Source organism: Shewanella sp. SR43-4, assembly GCF_014163845.1.
Lineage (GTDB): Bacteria > Pseudomonadota > Gammaproteobacteria > Enterobacterales > Shewanellaceae > Shewanella > Shewanella vesiculosa.
On sequence record NZ_JACJEB010000023.1, the window covers coordinates 23534 to 40968 of the forward strand.

The 17435-nt window shown below is 41.9% G+C and carries 15 protein-coding genes and 1 pseudogene; 7 read left to right on the top strand and 9 right to left on the bottom strand.

What is annotated here, in order from left to right:
• Positions 1-108: 108 nt before the first annotated feature.
• The 4 genes from H5123_RS19000 to H5123_RS19015 form a co-directional block, all read right to left on the bottom strand.
• Complete coding sequence (locus H5123_RS19000; RefSeq protein WP_182698974.1) at positions 109-1320, bottom strand: NnrS family protein; 1212 nt, start codon at positions 1318-1320, stop codon at positions 109-111.
• 276 nt (positions 1321-1596) lie between these two features.
• Positions 1597-3030, bottom strand: coding sequence for a deoxyribodipyrimidine photo-lyase (gene phrB, locus H5123_RS19005; protein ID WP_182698975.1), 1434 nt, complete (start codon positions 3028-3030; stop codon positions 1597-1599).
• Positions 3031-3041: 11 nt separating this feature from the next.
• Positions 3042-4004 carry a DUF523 and DUF1722 domain-containing protein gene (locus tag H5123_RS19010; protein ID WP_220487700.1) on the bottom strand — a complete coding sequence of 321 codons (963 nt, stop codon included), beginning with the start codon at positions 4002-4004 and terminating at the stop codon, positions 3042-3044.
• Between the two features lie 496 nt (positions 4005-4500).
• Positions 4501-5385: a DUF368 domain-containing protein gene (locus H5123_RS19015; protein ID WP_182698986.1), complete on the bottom strand. Its 885-nt coding sequence runs from the start codon at positions 5383-5385 to the stop codon at positions 4501-4503.
• A 192-nt stretch (positions 5386-5577) separates the two neighbouring features.
• Here H5123_RS19015 and H5123_RS19020 point away from each other — a divergent pair, with 192 nt between their 5' ends.
• Positions 5578-6054: a hotdog fold domain-containing protein gene (locus tag H5123_RS19020; RefSeq protein WP_182698976.1), complete on the top strand. Its 477-nt coding sequence runs from the start codon at positions 5578-5580 to the stop codon at positions 6052-6054.
• A gap of 298 nt (positions 6055-6352) precedes the next feature.
• Here the strand turns inward: H5123_RS19020 and H5123_RS19025 are convergent, their stop codons facing one another.
• A complete protein-coding gene (locus tag H5123_RS19025) occupies positions 6353-6544 on the bottom strand; it encodes a CsbD family protein (protein ID WP_124017883.1) in 192 nt (63 codons plus the stop codon).
• A gap of 249 nt (positions 6545-6793) precedes the next feature.
• The gene (locus H5123_RS19030) at positions 6794-7243 is read right to left on the bottom strand and encodes a PA2169 family four-helix-bundle protein (protein ID WP_124017882.1); all 450 of its coding nucleotides are present in this window, start codon (positions 7241-7243) and stop codon (positions 6794-6796) included.
• A 669-nt stretch (positions 7244-7912) separates the two neighbouring features.
• Here H5123_RS19030 and H5123_RS19035 point away from each other — a divergent pair.
• A pseudogene (locus tag H5123_RS19035) lies at positions 7913-8215 on the top strand (outer membrane beta-barrel protein); the annotation flags it as partial.
• A gap of 471 nt (positions 8216-8686) precedes the next feature.
• On the opposite strand, the gene H5123_RS19040 reads toward H5123_RS19035, so the two are convergent.
• Positions 8687-9367 (bottom strand): SDR family oxidoreductase, encoded by a 681-nt coding sequence (locus H5123_RS19040; RefSeq protein ID WP_182698977.1) that lies wholly within the window; start codon positions 9365-9367, stop codon positions 8687-8689.
• Positions 9368-9672: 305 nt separating this feature from the next.
• Between H5123_RS19040 and H5123_RS19045 the strand changes: the two genes are divergently transcribed.
• The 3 genes from H5123_RS19045 (at position 9673) to H5123_RS19055 (ending at position 11850) form a co-directional block, all read left to right on the top strand.
• Complete coding sequence (locus H5123_RS19045; protein ID WP_182698978.1) at positions 9673-10821, top strand: DUF418 domain-containing protein; 1149 nt, start codon at positions 9673-9675, stop codon at positions 10819-10821.
• A gap of 105 nt (positions 10822-10926) precedes the next feature.
• Entirely contained in the window at positions 10927-11277 is a 351-nt protein-coding gene (locus tag H5123_RS19050) for a DUF1294 domain-containing protein (protein WP_124017878.1), read from the top strand.
• 102 nt (positions 11278-11379) lie between these two features.
• The gene (locus tag H5123_RS19055) at positions 11380-11850 is read left to right on the top strand and encodes an FKBP-type peptidyl-prolyl cis-trans isomerase (protein WP_182698979.1); all 471 of its coding nucleotides are present in this window, start codon (positions 11380-11382) and stop codon (positions 11848-11850) included.
• Positions 11851-11958: 108 nt separating this feature from the next.
• Here H5123_RS19055 and H5123_RS19060 read toward each other — a convergent pair whose 3' ends face one another.
• Positions 11959-13173 (bottom strand): Xaa-Pro peptidase family protein, encoded by a 1215-nt coding sequence (locus tag H5123_RS19060; protein ID WP_182698980.1) that lies wholly within the window; start codon positions 13171-13173, stop codon positions 11959-11961.
• Positions 13174-13448: 275 nt separating this feature from the next.
• Here H5123_RS19060 and H5123_RS19065 point away from each other — a divergent pair, with 275 nt between their 5' ends.
• Complete coding sequence (locus H5123_RS19065; RefSeq protein ID WP_182698981.1) at positions 13449-15236, top strand: aminopeptidase P family protein; 1788 nt, start codon at positions 13449-13451, stop codon at positions 15234-15236.
• 184 nt (positions 15237-15420) lie between these two features.
• Here H5123_RS19065 and H5123_RS20725 read toward each other — a convergent pair whose 3' ends face one another.
• Positions 15421-15549, bottom strand: coding sequence for a hypothetical protein (locus H5123_RS20725; protein ID WP_259395704.1), 129 nt, complete (start codon positions 15547-15549; stop codon positions 15421-15423).
• Positions 15550-15983: 434 nt separating this feature from the next.
• Here H5123_RS20725 and H5123_RS19070 point away from each other — a divergent pair, with 434 nt between their 5' ends.
• Positions 15984-17342, top strand: coding sequence for an NCS2 family permease (locus H5123_RS19070; RefSeq protein ID WP_182698982.1), 1359 nt, complete (start codon positions 15984-15986; stop codon positions 17340-17342).
• The last annotated feature ends 93 nt before the right edge of the window (positions 17343-17435 follow it).

The following is a 17435-nucleotide window of genomic DNA, read 5'->3' on the forward strand; positions in this document are numbered from 1 at the left end:
TAAAGTACTGCTTATCTATAAATGGGTTCACTGGTTATGACACCGTCTGTTTAACTACCTAGCCGGGTTATTGCTTAAATACTTGATATAAAAGATACAGTGGCCAGATTATCCCGGACGACCATCAAGACGTGGTCGCATTAATATCGGCGCGTAAAACCACACAAATAATCCAAAGCCCATAAACCAACAAGCCCCTGCTGCCCATAACCAAATTTGCGTGTATTCAGGCATCAACAAAGGCATAACGGCACGTAACACTGCAGCAAGCGGCACACATAAAAATGCCCAGGTCATGTTAGGTCCTTGGTAGATATTACGACTAGTATGCCCAAGTGAAACTCTTGAAATCATTGATAAACATAATGAAGCAATCCCGCCAATGGCAAATAGATGCAGCAAGGTACGATAGGCATATTCGTTATCAATATTTACAGCCATTAATAACAGTGTGATAGGCAACGAAAAATACGATATATGTAACGACCATAACATCGGCTCTTTGAGGGTTTTATGTGCTTGCCATCGGGCAAAACGGAGTAAATGTAATATGCCTGCAACAACTAGCAGCAGTTGCTCTGCCCCCTTAGGAAGCCAATGAGTGATGGCTTGAATAAACAGTAAACCCATTGCCAATATTAACGTGTTCTCGAGTGCGATAATGGGATCGGGTTTGGGTTGTTTAATTCTCATTGCGGTAAAAAATGGGATCACGCGGCCACCGACTACAGTGATCACCATGGCGAACCACCAAATCATCCCTTGCCATAATTGAGTTGATAACGAGAAGTTACGTTCAGACAGAGCATAGTAACTGACTAAGTTGACCACTAAGGCCACCAGCAATAGCAGCGGAAACCCAATATTTCGCCATTGCTTAACGGGATAAATACAACGCCACAATGCATAAGCGCTCAAGCCTAAAAATAAGCTGTCGAATATTGCCGGTAAAAATAAAGGAATATTCATTGGCAACAGCAACATCAAGCGAGCAATAAACCAACACCCAAAGGTGAGCATTAATGCGCGCCCTTTAATGGTCGGTTGGTTAGTCCACGCCTGAACGGCTGTGAGTAAAAAGCCACATACTATCGCCATGGCAAAGCCGAATAACATTTCGTGAGGATGCCACCATAACGGCACCACGTTAGCCCAAAATTCACTGTTAAATAGGCTAAATTGTGGCGTAAACCAACCCATTAACCACAATGGAATATATAAGGCTGCGATACTCGCCCCACCCAAAAAAAATGGTCTAAAGCCTAAACGCCATATAGCAGGAGTGTTATCAGTTTCCGCAGGATCATCAATATTTAACATAAACAGTTCACTCACTTAGTGGCATAACAGCAACAAGATTTAAACATGCATAAATTTTAAATCTTTAATAAGTCATTCTATGCCGTTAATTGAACTGCTTCAATCAATACTCACCAATCGACCGCTTAGCCAAGCCCATAGTGTGATCTAAGCCCAAAAAAAGGCCGCTATTATCATAAGAGATAATAGCGGCCTTAAACTGTATTCACCGATTTACGAACTTAAGCAGTCAAGTTAATCAACTCAATAGCTCGTCAGTAGTGACAATAAATAGGATTAACCACGCTTTAACGCACTTAACACTTCTATTGCCCGGAGGCGGGCCATCTTGTGTTCAACAATAGGTTTTGGATAACTGTCGCCTTGTGGTGAGGCAAATAAGTCATTAACGTTAACCGTTTTAGGTTCATGGATATCTTTTAACGACCAGCGGGCAACCTCTGGAACGTAACGTTTAATAAAACTGCCATCAGGGTCAAACTTACTACTTTGGGTCATAGGGTTAAATACCCTAAAATAAGGCTGCGCATCGCATCCGGTGCCAGCAGACCATTGCCAACCACCATTATTGGCCGCTAAGTCTCCATCAATCAATTGCTGCCTAAAGTAACGTTCACCCCAGCGCCAATCGACCAATAAGTGCTTGGTTAAAAAACTGGCGACCACCATACGTAAGCGGTTATGCATCCAACCCGTTTGATTTAATTGGCGCATGGCAGCATCAATAATCGGATAACCCGTCTGCCCATCGCACCAGGCGGTAAACTCCTGAGCATTATTTCGCCAAACAATCCCTTTACCCAGCTCATTAAAATTTTGCGCCATTGATAAATGCGGAAATGCCACGAGCAGATGTCGATAAAATTCACGCCAAATAAGCTCATTTAACCAGGTTTTCGCCGCGCAAGTATCATCAACTAATGCTTCTGGGTATCGCGCTAATATTGCCGCAACACATTGACGAGAACTCACCACTCCGATAGCTAAAAAGGGTGATAAGCGACTCGTGCCTTCAAGGGCGGGGAAATCTCGTTCTGCTTGATAATCTGCAACCTGACTTGCTAAAAATTGTTCAAGTATTCGCTTTGCTGCACCTTCGCCAGCAGCCCATTGTTCGCTGTTACGCGAAAGGCAAGTAAACTCAATAGCGGCAGGTGATGGCAAGGCTGCCGCAACTGGAGCTGGCACTGCGAGGGGAACTATCGCTTTTTGACTGGCAATGCTTTTCCATTTTTTCGAAAATGGGGTAAACACCTTATACATATCACCAGACAAATTTTGTACTTGCCCACTTGCCAATACACAGTCTTGATCAATTAACGTCAGGGGTAACCCTTGCTCAATTAAGCCACTGTCGCGGCGGCGTTCGTTAATTTCCGGCTCGCTACCGGCAAACACGGCATCAATATGATGCTGCTGCAGGTAATCATTTAACGCAGCCTGAGTATCACTAAACCACTCAAGATGCAGTACGTCCAAGGGTATGCCTAACGCAGCAAGTGACTGGGCTAATAAATTGACGTGCCGCTGAATAAAGTTAATTTGTATTGGCGCGACATCATGCTGCGCCCATTGCGACGGAGTCACAATATACACAGCCCTAACCTTACTTTGATGTTGCTTGGCAAATTGACAAGCCGAAACTAATGCTGGGTTATCGGCAACACGTAAGTCTTGCCTGAACCACATCAAGCTATTCATAGAAGTCATTAACACTCGACCTAATAGGCGTAACGAAGCTTTAACGCTTCAGGGTGCGGATTTAAATACACTTGCTCTTCAATATAGGGTGTCGGAAACTCACGCACATAATGATTGATCAAGGTAATAGGAACCAGTAAAGGTAATAGTCCTTGACGATATTTTAAAATCGATTCGCTTAATTCTTCTTTCTGGGCTGCCGTCAGTTTCTTCTTAAAATAGCCCTGAATATGCTGCAAAGTACTGGTGTGATTTTTACGGGTGGCAATAATTTTAAGCGCGGTCATAAAGCCCTCAAAGTATACCTGCGCCGACTGCTCAACATCTTGAATGTCAGCCAGAATAGGGCCTAGCTCGCGATACCATTGGGGACTATGTGCCATAAGTAAGTACTTATAACGCGAATGAAACTGCATTAACTTGTGCTTAGTTAACCCCGACTGGGTCATTTTACGCCAATCGTTATAGGCAAACACTCGAGTAAAGAAATTCTCTCTTAATGGCAAATCATGTAAACGGCCTTCTTCCTCTACTGGTAATAGTGGATAACGCTCCATTAATTTCTTGGCAAACACGCCGACACCAGTCTTGGTTCCATTATTGGTGCCAATTTTGTACTCGGTTACCCTTTCCATACCGCACGTTGGCGATTTAGCACATAAAATATAACCACCAAGGTAGTCTAACTCTTCTACTTTAGCTTGGGAGTATTCATTCAATTTATCGGTCACGTCTAACGAGCCATCGGCACTGCGGATATGGACAATATCGCCATCTCGCACTTGGCGAATACTTTTACGTGGTGCACCCATGCCAATAGCCATTTCAGGACACACTGTGGTGTATTCAAAAAACGGTTCAATTTCTTGTCTGCAGTAATAGGAGTTTTTGTGGCCGCCGTCAAAACGAACTTGGTTACCCAGCAAACAGCTGCTGATCCCAATCTGGATTTTTTCTGGCACAAATATATCGATATCTGGCATGTTATGCACTCCTGTGGCAAAAGTAATATTCCCAAGGTGGGATTAAAAAAGATAGCATAGTTAACGCATATGTAATTAGACCAAATATACGAATAAAACAAAATTAAGTTCATTGTTTATAGGGATATTTGTGGTTTTGTGCAACATAAGATTAGGGAGGTTAAAGTTTGTTCGCAGCAAACGGTTTTCAATCGCAGTATAAGATGTGCCACTTAGTCATGCTAAACAAAACCTGATAACAAACTCATTGTATCAAGATAACCAAGACCCTTTAGCCGCCCATTTGGATAGCATCCGAAGCCACCTTCTAGTGCGTTATTGGCTTATTATCGAACAACCATTTGCGGCAAAACATAATCAAACATAACACCAACATAACACCAACATAAGCTTACTTAAAAATAGCGATAAAAAAACAGAACCTAAGTTCTGCTTTTTATTCATATGCAACTTAAGGCGTTAACTCAACGCCACTGATTGAAATGTTAAATGAGTTTTACGCTCGATTACCCACGCGCTCTAGGCCCCAAACCAAACCAATCCCAATCAGCAGACACACTATAGCGACGATCATTTGTGATGACTCACCGGTAATGTGCTCAAACTGAAACGGAGATAAATTTTGCTCAACCAATGGCACTAACTCGCCTTTAGAGTTTTCACGCCAGCTAATCACTTGTTTCCATGGCCAGATTTTACCGAGCGTGCCTAACATCAACCCAGTTAAAAAGAGTAAAGTCGCATCGTGGAATTTACGCAACAATGCTGATAACACATGGCTAAAACTCAATAGTCCCGCAACAGCACCTAAAGCAAAACAGGCTAAATAAACAATATCAAACCCTTTTGCAGCAGCTAACACCGCAGGATACATCCCTAAGAGCAGTAAAATAAAACTGCCCGAAATACCTGGTAATATCATGGCGCAAATAGCAATGGCACCACAGAAAAAGAAGTTAAGGTAACTCACCTGCATTTCAATAGGGTGCAACACTGTGATTGCCCACGCAAATGCGACACCGACAATAAACATAACAACCCGAACAACAGTGAATTTATCCACTTGCTTGAGCATGTGAGCCACAGAAAACAAAATTAAGCCAAAAAAGAACGACCACACAGGAATAGGATGCGTCGCTAATAGCCAAGAAATTAATTTAGCTAAGGTAAAAATACTGGTTAAAATACCGCCAAATACACACAATAAAAAAGGACCGTTAATGTGTAAAAAAGCACCTTTAATCCCTTTTTGTTTAATCACCCCCACTAACGACAAATTAATTTTGCGAATACCATCCAACAGCGGGTCTAAAATACCGGTAATAAATGCAATTGTGCCGCCAGACACGCCAGGGACAACATCTGCCGCCCCCATAGCCATACCTTTAAAATAATTTAATATCAGTGAGTCAGTTTTCAAAATTCATCCTTAAAGTGTCTAATCAAGTAAATTATACCTGTGGCCAGTGTAATGAGCGATGGAAAATATTGATCATGACTTCACCGCAGGTTACAACAATGCTAACCTCATCCGACCAGACAACTTACTTACACAATAACCAGAGTCTTTCCAATGGCCCAAACTAAATCTAATAAAGTCATGTCGCTATATAAAAAAGTGACCGCGTACCCTTTTGGTAAGCATATATTCTCTAAAATGGTAGCGCGTATGGCGCCCTATTTTGGCACAGTACATCCTTACATAAGCGATTTACGTGTGAACCGTTGTGAATGCTTAATCAAAAAGCGTAAAAAAGTCCAAAATCATATTGGCACTGTGCATGTTATTGCTATTTGTAATGGTTTAGAAATGGCTATGGGCACTATGGCTGAAGCATCGATTCCGGCGCATTTGCGTTGGATACCAAAAGGAATGTCAGTCGATTACACCGCAAAAGCGGCGAGTGATATTCTATGTGTTGCAGAGGTAAAACCAGAGCAGTGGCAAGTGGGCGATATGTTAGTCGATGTTAAAGCCTATGATACCAATGGTGTGGTGGTCGTCCAAGGGCATATTAAACTGTGGATTTCACAGAAACCTCAAAAATAATTAACTAAAGGTTATCTATATCTATAGTTTTTATTGAGTTTTTTATTCAAATGATTGAAAGGCATAATGTTAATAACGCTGTGCGCAAGCCAATATAAATCATAATTGCTATGCTCTATGATGGCTGTAAAGCTCATAGTTAAGGTATTTCAGACGAGATTAGTCAGTTTGAATAACAGAACTTAGCCAAGCATCTTTTTGATTAATAAGCAATAATATTGACATCAGCTCAGAGAACGTTCGAGTCTGAGCTTTAAAAGGCGTCATATAACATGACGCCTTTTTCATTGGTTATACGCTAAGAGTGTGACTTGTCGAATTCCTTTTTAGCCTCATCTTTAGCCATACCATATTTCTCTTGCATCTTACCTTGGAATTTCTCAAGTTTTCCATCGATTTCCTGTAAATCATCGTCGGTTAATTTACCCCAACGTGCTTTTAGTGAACCAGATGCCTGCTTCCATTTACCTTTAATAATGTCGTTATTCATAATTAAATACTCCTCCAGGTGAGAAAAATTCTGGGTCGCCGCAGTAGACATATCCATCTTAAATAATTACATCTTGGACAAAACCCACAGCCGATGATGTGTATTGATGATGTGGTTCGGTATAAAATACACATCAGCGACAGCTATAATTTTGATATATCCGTAGTCCGTAGTCCGTAGTCCGGCTTTAGAGATTACAACCAAGCATACAAATACCCCGCCGCAGGGCATTTAAACAATGAACCAGTACTAGTTTTTCTGTAACTGTTGCAGAGTTTTCATTTCGTCGTGCATCGATTGTGCATCCGCTCGAATATTGGTCAGTATAAGTAATGCCTGGCCCTGTTGATTTTTATCGATTGCATCATCTAGCACTTCAAGCACCTTATCTTCAACTTCTTCAAGTTGCTTAATATAGGTGTAGTCTTCATCACTTGAGAACACTGCCACAAATTTGGTGTATATTTTGCGCGACTCTACCGCAAAAGAACTCCCATCTTCAATATCACCTTGCTCAGCAATGGCGAGTGGTTGTAATGCTTGAATCGCTGTGGCTTTTTTCGTGGCCATTTTGGTGAAAGTACTTTTGAGCGCTGGGTTACTGACCTTCTCAATTGCGTCTTGGTAAAACTCGACACCAGCTCTCATAACTTGGATGACATCTGTTACATTCTCTACACTTGTTTTTTGATTTAACATATTCACTCCTGTTTTGACTGTACTACTAACCATTGTTAGCTTACTTTCTTAGATGCAATAAACACCCCAACAATAAAATAAACTTATAAACTTGATTTTATTGAAAAATAAAATCAAGTTTATCTGCTTAATCTATAAAAGATGAATAATTTACAAGGAATATGAAGTTTTTACACACACGGTTGTGGTTTAATTTACTCCCCAATAGAGAACATAAACTTGTCTGATATCTACATGATTGACTCAAGTCATTTAACCAAGCATTGTGGAGTATTAATGTTTATACCGGAGTGAATAAAAGATTAAATAGCGAATTAAGTCGTCAATGTTTATGCGGTTTGTGGCAGCGCAAAAAGCTCACCTATTTAACTCACTTCAACTCGAGTTAAGTGGTGGGATATGTAAGGAAAAAGACAATATTAGTGGGTACACTTATTTACCGCTGGTTTCTTAAACACTAGCGTACAAGCAAAAACATATAATCCAGAAGTAGATGCATAAGGGTTCTACGTTGTTGCTAACTATGGTTATTTACGAGTAGACGGCGACGAAGAATGTGATGACGACAAAGATGCATATCAAGTATTTGCAGGTTATGGATTGAATCAATACATTGCAGTTGAAGATGGTGAAATTAACTTTGGTAACTAGGGCAACGATTTAGCCAATACAGATACTAATGGCTATTCCCTGAATTTAAAATTAGGTTTGCCAGTGTCAGACAACATCAGTCTTTGTGTCCATGGTGGTCAATTGTGCTACAAGACTGATTATTCAGTTCTTGGCGCTCGCGACAGCACTGATGATGAAGGTTTATTTGCTGGTGTTGGTGGTAGTTATCATATTAACGAAAGCTGGACCGCTGAGGTCGACTACACACTATATGACAGTGACTTAAACCTTGATAGTGCAACCGATGATTGTGCAACCGATGATATTGATGATGCTAATTTCTCAACCGATTTAAAATAGGCCTCGGTCGGGTTTGAATATAAATTTTAATCGTAGTGATTCGGGATAAATAGCCCCCATGTTTTTATCCAAAGGTAATTATCAATGGCTTCAACACTAAAATGTGTTGGAGCCTTTTTTAGATAACGATTCAGCCCGTAATATACTTTACAGCCAGTAAGCACATATCTAAATAATCTCTTATACCGTTTTATACAACCATAAAATGAAACAAAGGCGCAGGCCTAACTAAGTGTATTGTAGGTAAGTATTACAGCGCTAATGTAACTATTACACCGTATTATTAAACACGACTATATTAGCTGTGCCCTGTTAGGTAAGAAGAATTGATAGGATAATCGATTAATTTGCTTTAGGGCTAGCGCTGATGCTGCGCATCGGCAAGCTACCCCTATGGCTATGAAGAAAACTTACGTTAATAAAATATGAATTAAACAAACTAATTTAATGACTTACACTACTTTATTCCCGCTACTTAGTTGGCATAAGGGTTATTTCACGTATATCACATCGCGGATTAGCAGAAATAGCATACATAACAGCATCTGCTATATCGCTAGGGTCTAGTTTGTCAGGTTTAGCCTCATCGAAAAATGGCGTGTTAACCATGCCGGGGCATATCGTGGTACACCGTCCGTTCCATTCAGCCATTTCGGCTGCCAAATTCTGTCCAAACCCATAAGCAAACCATTTTGAAGCGCCATAAACAGAGCCTTTAAGCGTTATCTTGCCAGCAATTGAACTGGTAATAATAAAGTGCCCCTGCGTTTCTTTTAGCGAAGGTAAACTGGCTTTTGCAGTAAATAATAAAGCATTAATATTGACGTCGAGCATCGTTTTCCATTCATCTGGATCGCCATTTTCAATGCCAGCAGCATTAACGCCAGTACCTGCATTAGCAAAGACAACATCGATTCGACCAAATTTCTCTTTTGCCTTGGCAACGACATTGTTAATCTCATCCAGCTTGGATACATCTGCCGTTACCGCCAAGACCTTGTCTTCGCCCCAACGTTTAGCTATTTCATTAAGTTTATCAGTGCTTCTTGCCGTGATCACGGCTTTGTGTCCAGCTTCTAGTACCTTCTCTACGGTTGCGGCACCTATGCCACTAGAGGCACCGGTAATCAATATTATTTTTTCATTTGTCATGAGATTTATCCTTAATTCAAGCATTACTTAACTTGTTGGTTTTTTCTGTGAAATGGTATCGATAAAAACAACAGCAATGCGATATCGCTGCTAGGTATGGTTATAGCTATGCAATACAGATACCACTTTACTCAGTACAAAACTCAACGTTGGGGATATATAATGGTTTTTTCAAGCTTAAACGCATTATCTAGTTGCATTACAACAGGTGGTTGGTAATCTCTAACAGCGCCTCTTTAATGAATAAAGAGGGTTCATAAATAGCTAATAGCAAAAGGAATTCGGTTATTAACGTTACAACTGACATGGATGAGCAAACTGCTCCGAGTAAACCGATACGTCTGGCTAATCTTGACGCGATTAGAGGGCTTGGCGTATTAGGTATTTTCTTCCTTAATATCTATTTTATGGGCAATAGTTTTTTCGGTTATGCTCCCCATGAAATCCAACCTCTATCAGATATTGGCATACTCATTTTTAGCAATTTCTTTTTAGAAGGTCGTTTCTTTAGCCTATTTGCGATGATTTTCGGTGTAGGAATGTTAATCCAATACCAACGCCAGCAAATGGAAATGGATACTGCCACCACTACCCAGAACAATAAACACATAAAAAGCCGCCAATATTGGCTAATTGCCTTTGGCGTAATACACGCCATATTCATCTTTCCCGGCGATATACTATTATCATATGGTGTCGCAGGACTATTAGCTTTTCGCTACATCAGACTCAGTGCCGATGAGCTAATTAGCAAGGCTAAATGGTTTATCTTTTTATCACTAATCCCCATCGCGCTTATTTCACTGATGCCTGACGATCAAGTTTACTCACGCGAGTCAGCTTTTTTCACTGAGCAACTGTCGGCTTGGACCGGCAGCTATTCGCAACAACTGAAGCTGCATTTAAGCTTGTTTGCTTACATGTTAGCGGTGATCCCATTAACGTTAATGTGGTATATCGCAGGCTTAATGCTATTGGGCATGTCGTTATATAAACGTAATATATTTATTGATGGGCTGGACAATAAAACCCTGTGGCAATGTGTGTTTTGGGCCGTGGTATTGTCATCATTAGATTCACTGCTGAGTCTTAGCGGTAATCCAATGTGGGAAGCGATATCAGATCTATTATTATGGTTCAGCGCGCTTGCGACTGCTTTGATTTATATCCATATTATTGTAAAGCTATGCAAAAATACTCCCCATAGATTAACTCTGCTGCAGAACGTTGGTAAGTTGGCATTTAGTTTATACATTCTGCAATCAATTGTCGGTATATTGCTACTACGTTATATCGCACCAGAGTGGCTGTACTCGCTAGATAGAACAGGTTACTTATCAATTGCAATTATCTACAGCCTGTTACAGCTGGTGTTAGCCGATGTCTATTTACGTATATTTAATCAAGGTCCGCTAGAAAAGCTTTGGCGTATGCTAGTCTCACGTACCAGCTAATGAATAATCAATACTTATGAGAAAATCGCTAATAACAGACATTCTGTGCAATATTGCTCTATCTCATCAGATAGATGAACTTACTCTTACTGGGCTGACGCTAGCATGAATAAATTTGCTTGGTTAATGTTACTGCTTATCGGTGCTATTTGGGCTGCAGTCCAGCCTTGGCTTGCTGGAGTATATGGCATAATTAATCTGCTCACATTTACCTTGTACTACCGCGACAAATCGGCGGCTAAACGAGGGAAATGGCGCATAAAAGAAAGTACCTTACAATTTTTTGCCTTAATTGGCGGCTGGCCTGCAGCGCTACTTGGGCAATATCACTTACGCCATAAAACCCAAAAATCATCTTTTAAATGGGTGTTGTGGTGTTGTATCGTACTCAACTCAGCAGGGCTCAGCTTATTGTGTTACCAGCAGTGGCATCCGTTATTAGACGCATACCGTTAACCTCTTAGCTCAATGTTACCTTTAGCTACGTTGAGAAGTATTAGCCCAGCAGTTTTTGCGCTAAACTAGTCGCACTATCTACCCAACAATTCGAGATCAATTATGCGTATGATTTTGGCCGTACTGGTCATTGCGGGCGTTATTTTTTATTTTTTTACTCAATCTAACAATTCTAAAGCCGCGAAAGAAAATATTGAGAAAGGTAAGGTTTTTTTAGCTGAAAATGCCAAACGCGAAGGCGTGATACAAACCTTATCGGGCTTACAATATGAAGTATTAGTCAAAAGCGAAAACACTGACCATCCGAGCGCAAAAAGTAAAGTCACCGTGCATTATCACGGTACACTCATTGACGGTACAGTATTCGACAGTTCTGTTGATCGCGGCGAAACGATCAGCTTTGGCTTAAACCAAGTCATAGCTGGTTGGACCGAAGGTGTACAACTAATGAGCATTGGCGATAAATTCCGTTTTTATATTCCTAGCCAATTGGCTTACGGCAATCGCTCCACCGGCAAAATTGAAGGTGGTTCAGTACTCATATTTGACGTTGAGTTATTTGAGATTAACTAATCAGCACTGGGTATCAGTTTAAACTGAAAATAAAAAAAGCCTCCTTGTTGGAGGCTTTTTGTTATGGGTTATTGACTCATTAGGCTTCACTCGATAACAATTTGATTATCATGCTAGATAAAACGGATCATCGATAGATTTCGCCGGCGGTGTAAACCATTTAGGCCCTTGCGCTGTCATATAGAAATGGTCTTCATGACGAATTCCAAACTCGCCTGGTATGCATAACATTGGCTCGTTACTAAAGCACATACCAACCGCCAGCGGGGTAATATCATTACCCACCAAATATGGCCATTCATGAATGTCTAAACCAATACCGTGGCCTGTACGATGAGGTAAGCCCGGAACTGCGTAACAGGGACCAAAACCAGCAGCTTCAAGTACTTTGCGCGCAGCAGCATCTACCTCGCCACACGGTGTACCAATTTGCGCCGCCTCAAATGCGGCAATTTGCGCATCTTGTTCAAGTTGCCATAACTGACGTTGACGAGCGTTGGGTTCACCAAATACATAAGTACGAGTGATATCTGAGTTATATCCCTGTAACTGACACCCTGTATCAATCAGGACAGTATCATTTAGCGCTAATGCTTTAGGCGATTTGACCCCATGCGGATAAGCAGTATCTTGGCCAAATAGTACGATGCAAAAATACGATCCTTTGGGCGCACCAACGGCAACATGAGCTTGGTGAATAAAGTTTTCAACCTCTATGGTAGTAATGCCCTCGTATAATATGCTGGCCGCCGCTTTATGTACTTCAAGGGTCATGTCTTTAGCACGTTGCATTAAGGCAATTTCAGCAACCGACTTCATCATCCGACATCCAGCTGTGACCGTTGTGGCGCTGACAAATCGATGCTGTGGAGCGGCTTGGGCTATACCATCACTGATGAAAAAAGCGGTTGACTCATCAATACCAATTTTGGCTTGGCTCACGCCAATATGATCTAACACGTCGGCAAATAGCTGAAATGGACTTTCATCCTCATGCCACGTATTCACTTGGCCCTTAATGGTCATATATCCCTGTAACGTATCGAGCTCAAAAGCTGGCGCAATATACTGCACCTCACCCACAGCAGGGATAATAGCACCAACCATACGCTCACTCGCAAACCAACGAGTACCAGTAAAATAGTACAAGTTAGTGCCAGCATTAACATAAATCGCATCTAAACCGTGTTGTGCCATCAATCGTTGTGCATGTTGAATTCGTCGATTAAATTCATCATCACTTATCAACCCTATGCCATGAGTCATATTCGTGAGTGTGGCTAATGCTTGTTGCGGGCTAACGCCGCCGACACCGATTGTCATAGGTTTTCCTCTAGTTATTTTTATTGTTATTTATCTAGCAATAGAATGATTGAATCAAATCGTCTTATCTTGTCCAAATAGACAAGATAGTTACTACCGATAAGAATACCGTCTGCATCGCTTTGTTACCATTGTATACAATATAAGTTTACAATTTTTGTCTGTTTGATAAACATTATGTCAGCGACTTCACTTGCCAGTTTGCCGTCACACTTGCGATAATCCCCCTTCATTCTACAGAGCTGAGTTCATCAGTCGCCTCCAATGGAGAAACCATGTCCAATATTATTGCTACGCGCCTTAGCGCCATTCGCCAGCAGCTTGAAGTAAACCAAATAGATGCATTCATCATTCCCCGCGCTGACGAATATTTAGGTGAATACGTACCTGCCCGTAATGAACGTTTACATTGGGCCACTGGCTTTACCGGTTCTGCTGGCATGGCTATTGTGCTAAAAGACCGCGCGGCAATATTTACTGACGGCCGTTACACAGTGCAAGTGCGTCAACAAGTAGACGGTAACTTGTTTGAATATTTAAGTCTGTATGACGATCCACAAATTGACTGGTTAATTGACACGTTACCTGCTGGCGCGAGTGTCGGCATCGATAGCCGTTTACACACCCTAGCTTGGTATCAACAAACTAAAGCACAATTTGATAAAGCCGACATCAATCTCGTCGACGTAGATAACAACCCAATCGACATAAGTTGGTTAGATCGCCCTGCACCGTCAGCATCGACCATGACGCTATTCAGTCACCAAGGAGCAGGACGTAATAGCGTTGAGAAACGTCAACAAATTGGTGTGTTGGTTAAAAAACAAGGTGCCGACGTCGCTCTAATTGCAGCATTAGACTCATGCTGTTGGTTACTCAATATCCGTGGTAATGATGTACCACGCTTCCCCGTCATTCTTGGTTGTGGATTATTATCAACCAATGGCGACATGACCTTTTTTACCGATTTAGCCAAAGTGCCGCAAAATATTGCCGCGCATGTTGGTACTGGCGTGAGCTTTAAAGATGAAGCAGAGCTGGCTTCTGTGTTGGCACAAATGAAGGGGGTTAAGTTATTAGCTGACCCACATTCTGCTAACGCATACTCACAACTACTCGCACAAAAAGCTGGCGCAAAGCTGATTGAAGGTAGTGACCCTGTTGCATTACCTAAAGCTCAAAAAAATAGCGCCGAATTAGCCGGTATGCGTGCATGTCATATCCGTGATGGCGCAGCAGTGAGCCGCTTTTTAGCCTGGTTAGACAACCAAGTTGAGCAAAACATCATGCATGATGAAGCCCAACTGGCTGACAAATTAGAAAGCTTTAGATTACAAGACCCGCTGTATCGCGAACCAAGCTTTGACACCATTTCAGCTACCGGCGCCAATGCCGCTATGTGCCATTACAACCACAATAATGGCACGCCAAGCACCATGACCATGGACAGCATTTATTTGGTCGATTCTGGCGCGCAATATTTAGATGGCACCACAGACGTCACTCGTACCATCGCCATTGGCAAGGTGACCGATGAGCAGAAGAAAATGGTCACGCTGGTATTAAAAGGCCATATTGCCCTTGATACTGCCCGTTTCCCTAAAGGCACTTCAGGTCAACAACTCGATGCGTTTGCTCGTCAGTATTTATGGCAGCATGGTTTTGATTATGACCATGGTACTGGCCATGGTGTCGGTCACTTTTTAAGTGTTCACGAAGGCCCGCAGCGTATTGGCAAAAACGTCAATGGCGTGGCATTACTGCCGGGCATGGTATTGTCCAATGAGCCTGGTTATTATCGCGCCGACGGTTTTGGTATTCGTATCGAAAACCTAGTCACAGTGCAGCATTGCCAAGCCCTAACGGGTGCAGAGCGTGAAATGTATGAGTTTGATGTGTTAACTCATATTCCAATGGATGCACGCTTAATTGATAAGTCATTGTTAACTGATTTTGAAGTCAATTGGTTTAATCAATATCAGCAAAAAGTGCATCAAACCTTAGCGCCATTAATGCAAGGTGATGAGTTAACTTGGCTCAATAAAGTAACTGCTGCGATTTAAGCGTTAACCAATACAACATAACGCGCGAGCACTGAATATAGGGCTTTAGACGAATAACTCGTCTAAAGCCCTTTTAGTGAAATACCATTAAGTTCAAACTAGGTCATAGCACGCTAAGGCACGACATCAGCGGCAATATTTCCCCCATCATCACAAGCATATTTATCGTCAGATTTACCATGAGTTAACCTGTATACATGTCCATTAACCCGTTTGGATCGTAAAACGTCACTGTCATCTCTACACCGATAATGCGCAATAACAGCATAATGTTGCCAACGTCGACCTTGAACTCACGTCGGTTAATTTGCATTTTTTTGGCAAACGCCACTATTACTAAATAATGGTATTAAATTGCCATACCAAGGGCGGCGATCCGTTATTAGTGATAAATGCTCAAAGAGTTATAACTGCAGCGAGTTAATTTTATTGTGAGGTATACAAAGCAATCTGTTTTTAGTGCGTTTTTGCCTATATAACAAAAAATGTTAGCCGCTTCCTATTTCCGCATTGTCGATTGTTGTAAACTCCGCGCCAACAAAGGCTATGTTGGTAAGAGTAAATTTTACCAGACATGTGTTTAACAAAGTTGTTTAGCACAATACTCGCAGGTCACTAACGCTATATGCGCCAAGTGGATCTCTCACCTAAGTGTTTCTTGTTTAGGGCTCTACCTGCCATAGCCGTGTCGCCAATGAATGACCATTGGTTAACTCATAATTTAAGAGATCAAAAGGTATAATCACTATGAAGTCTGAACAGACTCTCTCTAGCTCGACCGCCGCTTCTGATTCATTTTTGGATCGTTATTTCAATATATCTGCCCGAGGTAGTACCTTAAAACGTGAAGTCATTGCTGGCTTAACGACGTTTTTAGCGATGGTTTATTCGGTGATTGTGGTGCCAAACATGCTCGGCGCGGCAGGGTTTGATCCTGCTGCGGTATTTATCGCGACTTGTTTAATTGCCGCGTTTGGTTCATTACTCATGGGACTATGGGCTAATTTACCTATGGCCATAGGGTGTGCAATATCACTCACCGCATTTACTGCATTTAGCATGGTGCTGGGACAGGGAATATCGATTCCAGTGACTCTTGGCGCTATTTTCCTGATGGGTATCGTATTTACACTTGTGAGTGTCACAGGGATCCGTCAATGGGTGCTCACTAACCTGCCAACCGGTATCGCTCACGGTACGGGAATTGGTATTGGTCTGTTTTTACTCCTTATCGCAACCAATAGCGTTAAATTGATTGTATCAAACGATGCCGGTTTACCCGTAAAGCTTGGTGATATTAATAGTTTACCGGTTATCGCAACGATTATTGGTCTTGCTATGACCATAGGGCTTGAGCGCCGGGGCACACCAGGTGGCATATTGTTGGTAATAGTTGGACTATCGATTTTTGGGTTAATATTTGATCCAAGCGTGACTTATCAAGGGCTATTTGCTTTGCCGGACTTAATGTCTGATACATCGCTGATTGGTCAACTCGATATTATGGGCGCATTGAATCCAGTAGTACTGCCGATTGTATTGGCATTGGTGATGACCGCCATTTTCGATGCCACAGGCACGATTCGAGCTGTTGCCGGACAAGCGGAACTTCTCGATGATAACGACAATATTGTCGGCGGTGGTAAAGCACTGACATCAGACTCAGTCAGCAGTATTTTTGCTGGCGTGGTCGGCGGCGCTCCTGCAGCGGTTTATATTGAATCCGCAGCTGGAACGGCAGCAGGTGGAAAAACCGGCCTGACTGCAACCATCGTTGGCTTGTTATTTTTGATGATGATGTTCTTAGCGCCGTTAAGCTTTTTGGTACCTGCTTATGCGACAGCTCCTGCGCTTATGTATGTTGGCTTACTGATGTTAAGCAACGTCACCAAGCTTGATTTTGACGATAAAGTCGATGCAATGGCAGGCCTAACCTGCGCGGTATTTATCATTTTAAGCTGTAATATCGTTACTGGGATTATGCTTGGCTTTGTTACCTTGGTTATTGGCCGCATATGTAGCGGCGAGTGGCGTAAACTGCGACTTGGGGTCATCTTAATCACCCTAGGTTTAGTCGCTTTCTACATGGGTGGCTGGGCGATTTAACCCAATTGTAAACTCAATTATAAATTCAATATTAAGGCCAGCCATAGAGGCTGGCCTTTTTGTTTTCAACAACCATATAAGCTAACTTGGTTT

What these genes read in the sequence shown, in the direction of transcription:
- H5123_RS19045 (WP_182698978.1), top strand. Translation starts at nt 9,673, where the DNA reads ATGGATGAGCAAACTGCTCCGAGTAAACCGATACGTCTGGCTAATCTT.
- H5123_RS19070 (WP_182698982.1), top strand. Translation starts at nt 15,984, where the DNA reads ATGAAGTCTGAACAGACTCTCTCTAGCTCGACCGCCGCTTCTGATTCA.
- H5123_RS19030 (WP_124017882.1), bottom strand. Translation starts at nt 7,243, where the DNA reads ATGTTAAATCAAAAAACAAGTGTAGAGAATGTAACAGATGTCATCCAA.
- H5123_RS19040 (WP_182698977.1), bottom strand. Translation starts at nt 9,367, where the DNA reads ATGACAAATGAAAAAATAATATTGATTACCGGTGCCTCTAGTGGCATA.
- H5123_RS20725 (WP_259395704.1), bottom strand. Translation starts at nt 15,549, where the DNA reads ATGCAAATTAACCGACGTGAGTTCAAGGTCGACGTTGGCAACATTATG.
- H5123_RS19020 (WP_182698976.1), top strand. Translation starts at nt 5,578, where the DNA reads ATGGCCCAAACTAAATCTAATAAAGTCATGTCGCTATATAAAAAAGTG.
- H5123_RS19025 (WP_124017883.1), bottom strand. Translation starts at nt 6,544, where the DNA reads ATGAATAACGACATTATTAAAGGTAAATGGAAGCAGGCATCTGGTTCA.
- H5123_RS19050 (WP_124017878.1), top strand. Translation starts at nt 10,927, where the DNA reads ATGAATAAATTTGCTTGGTTAATGTTACTGCTTATCGGTGCTATTTGG.
- H5123_RS19015 (WP_182698986.1), bottom strand. Translation starts at nt 5,385, where the DNA reads ATGGCTATGGGGGCGGCAGATGTTGTCCCTGGCGTGTCTGGCGGCACA.
- phrB (WP_182698975.1), bottom strand. Translation starts at nt 3,030, where the DNA reads ATGACTTCTATGAATAGCTTGATGTGGTTCAGGCAAGACTTACGTGTT.
- H5123_RS19010 (WP_220487700.1), bottom strand. Translation starts at nt 4,004, where the DNA reads ATGCCAGATATCGATATATTTGTGCCAGAAAAAATCCAGATTGGGATC.
- H5123_RS19055 (WP_182698979.1), top strand. Translation starts at nt 11,380, where the DNA reads ATGCGTATGATTTTGGCCGTACTGGTCATTGCGGGCGTTATTTTTTAT.
- H5123_RS19000 (WP_182698974.1), bottom strand. Translation starts at nt 1,320, where the DNA reads ATGTTAAATATTGATGATCCTGCGGAAACTGATAACACTCCTGCTATA.
- H5123_RS19060 (WP_182698980.1), bottom strand. Translation starts at nt 13,173, where the DNA reads ATGACAATCGGTGTCGGCGGCGTTAGCCCGCAACAAGCATTAGCCACA.
- H5123_RS19065 (WP_182698981.1), top strand. Translation starts at nt 13,449, where the DNA reads ATGTCCAATATTATTGCTACGCGCCTTAGCGCCATTCGCCAGCAGCTT.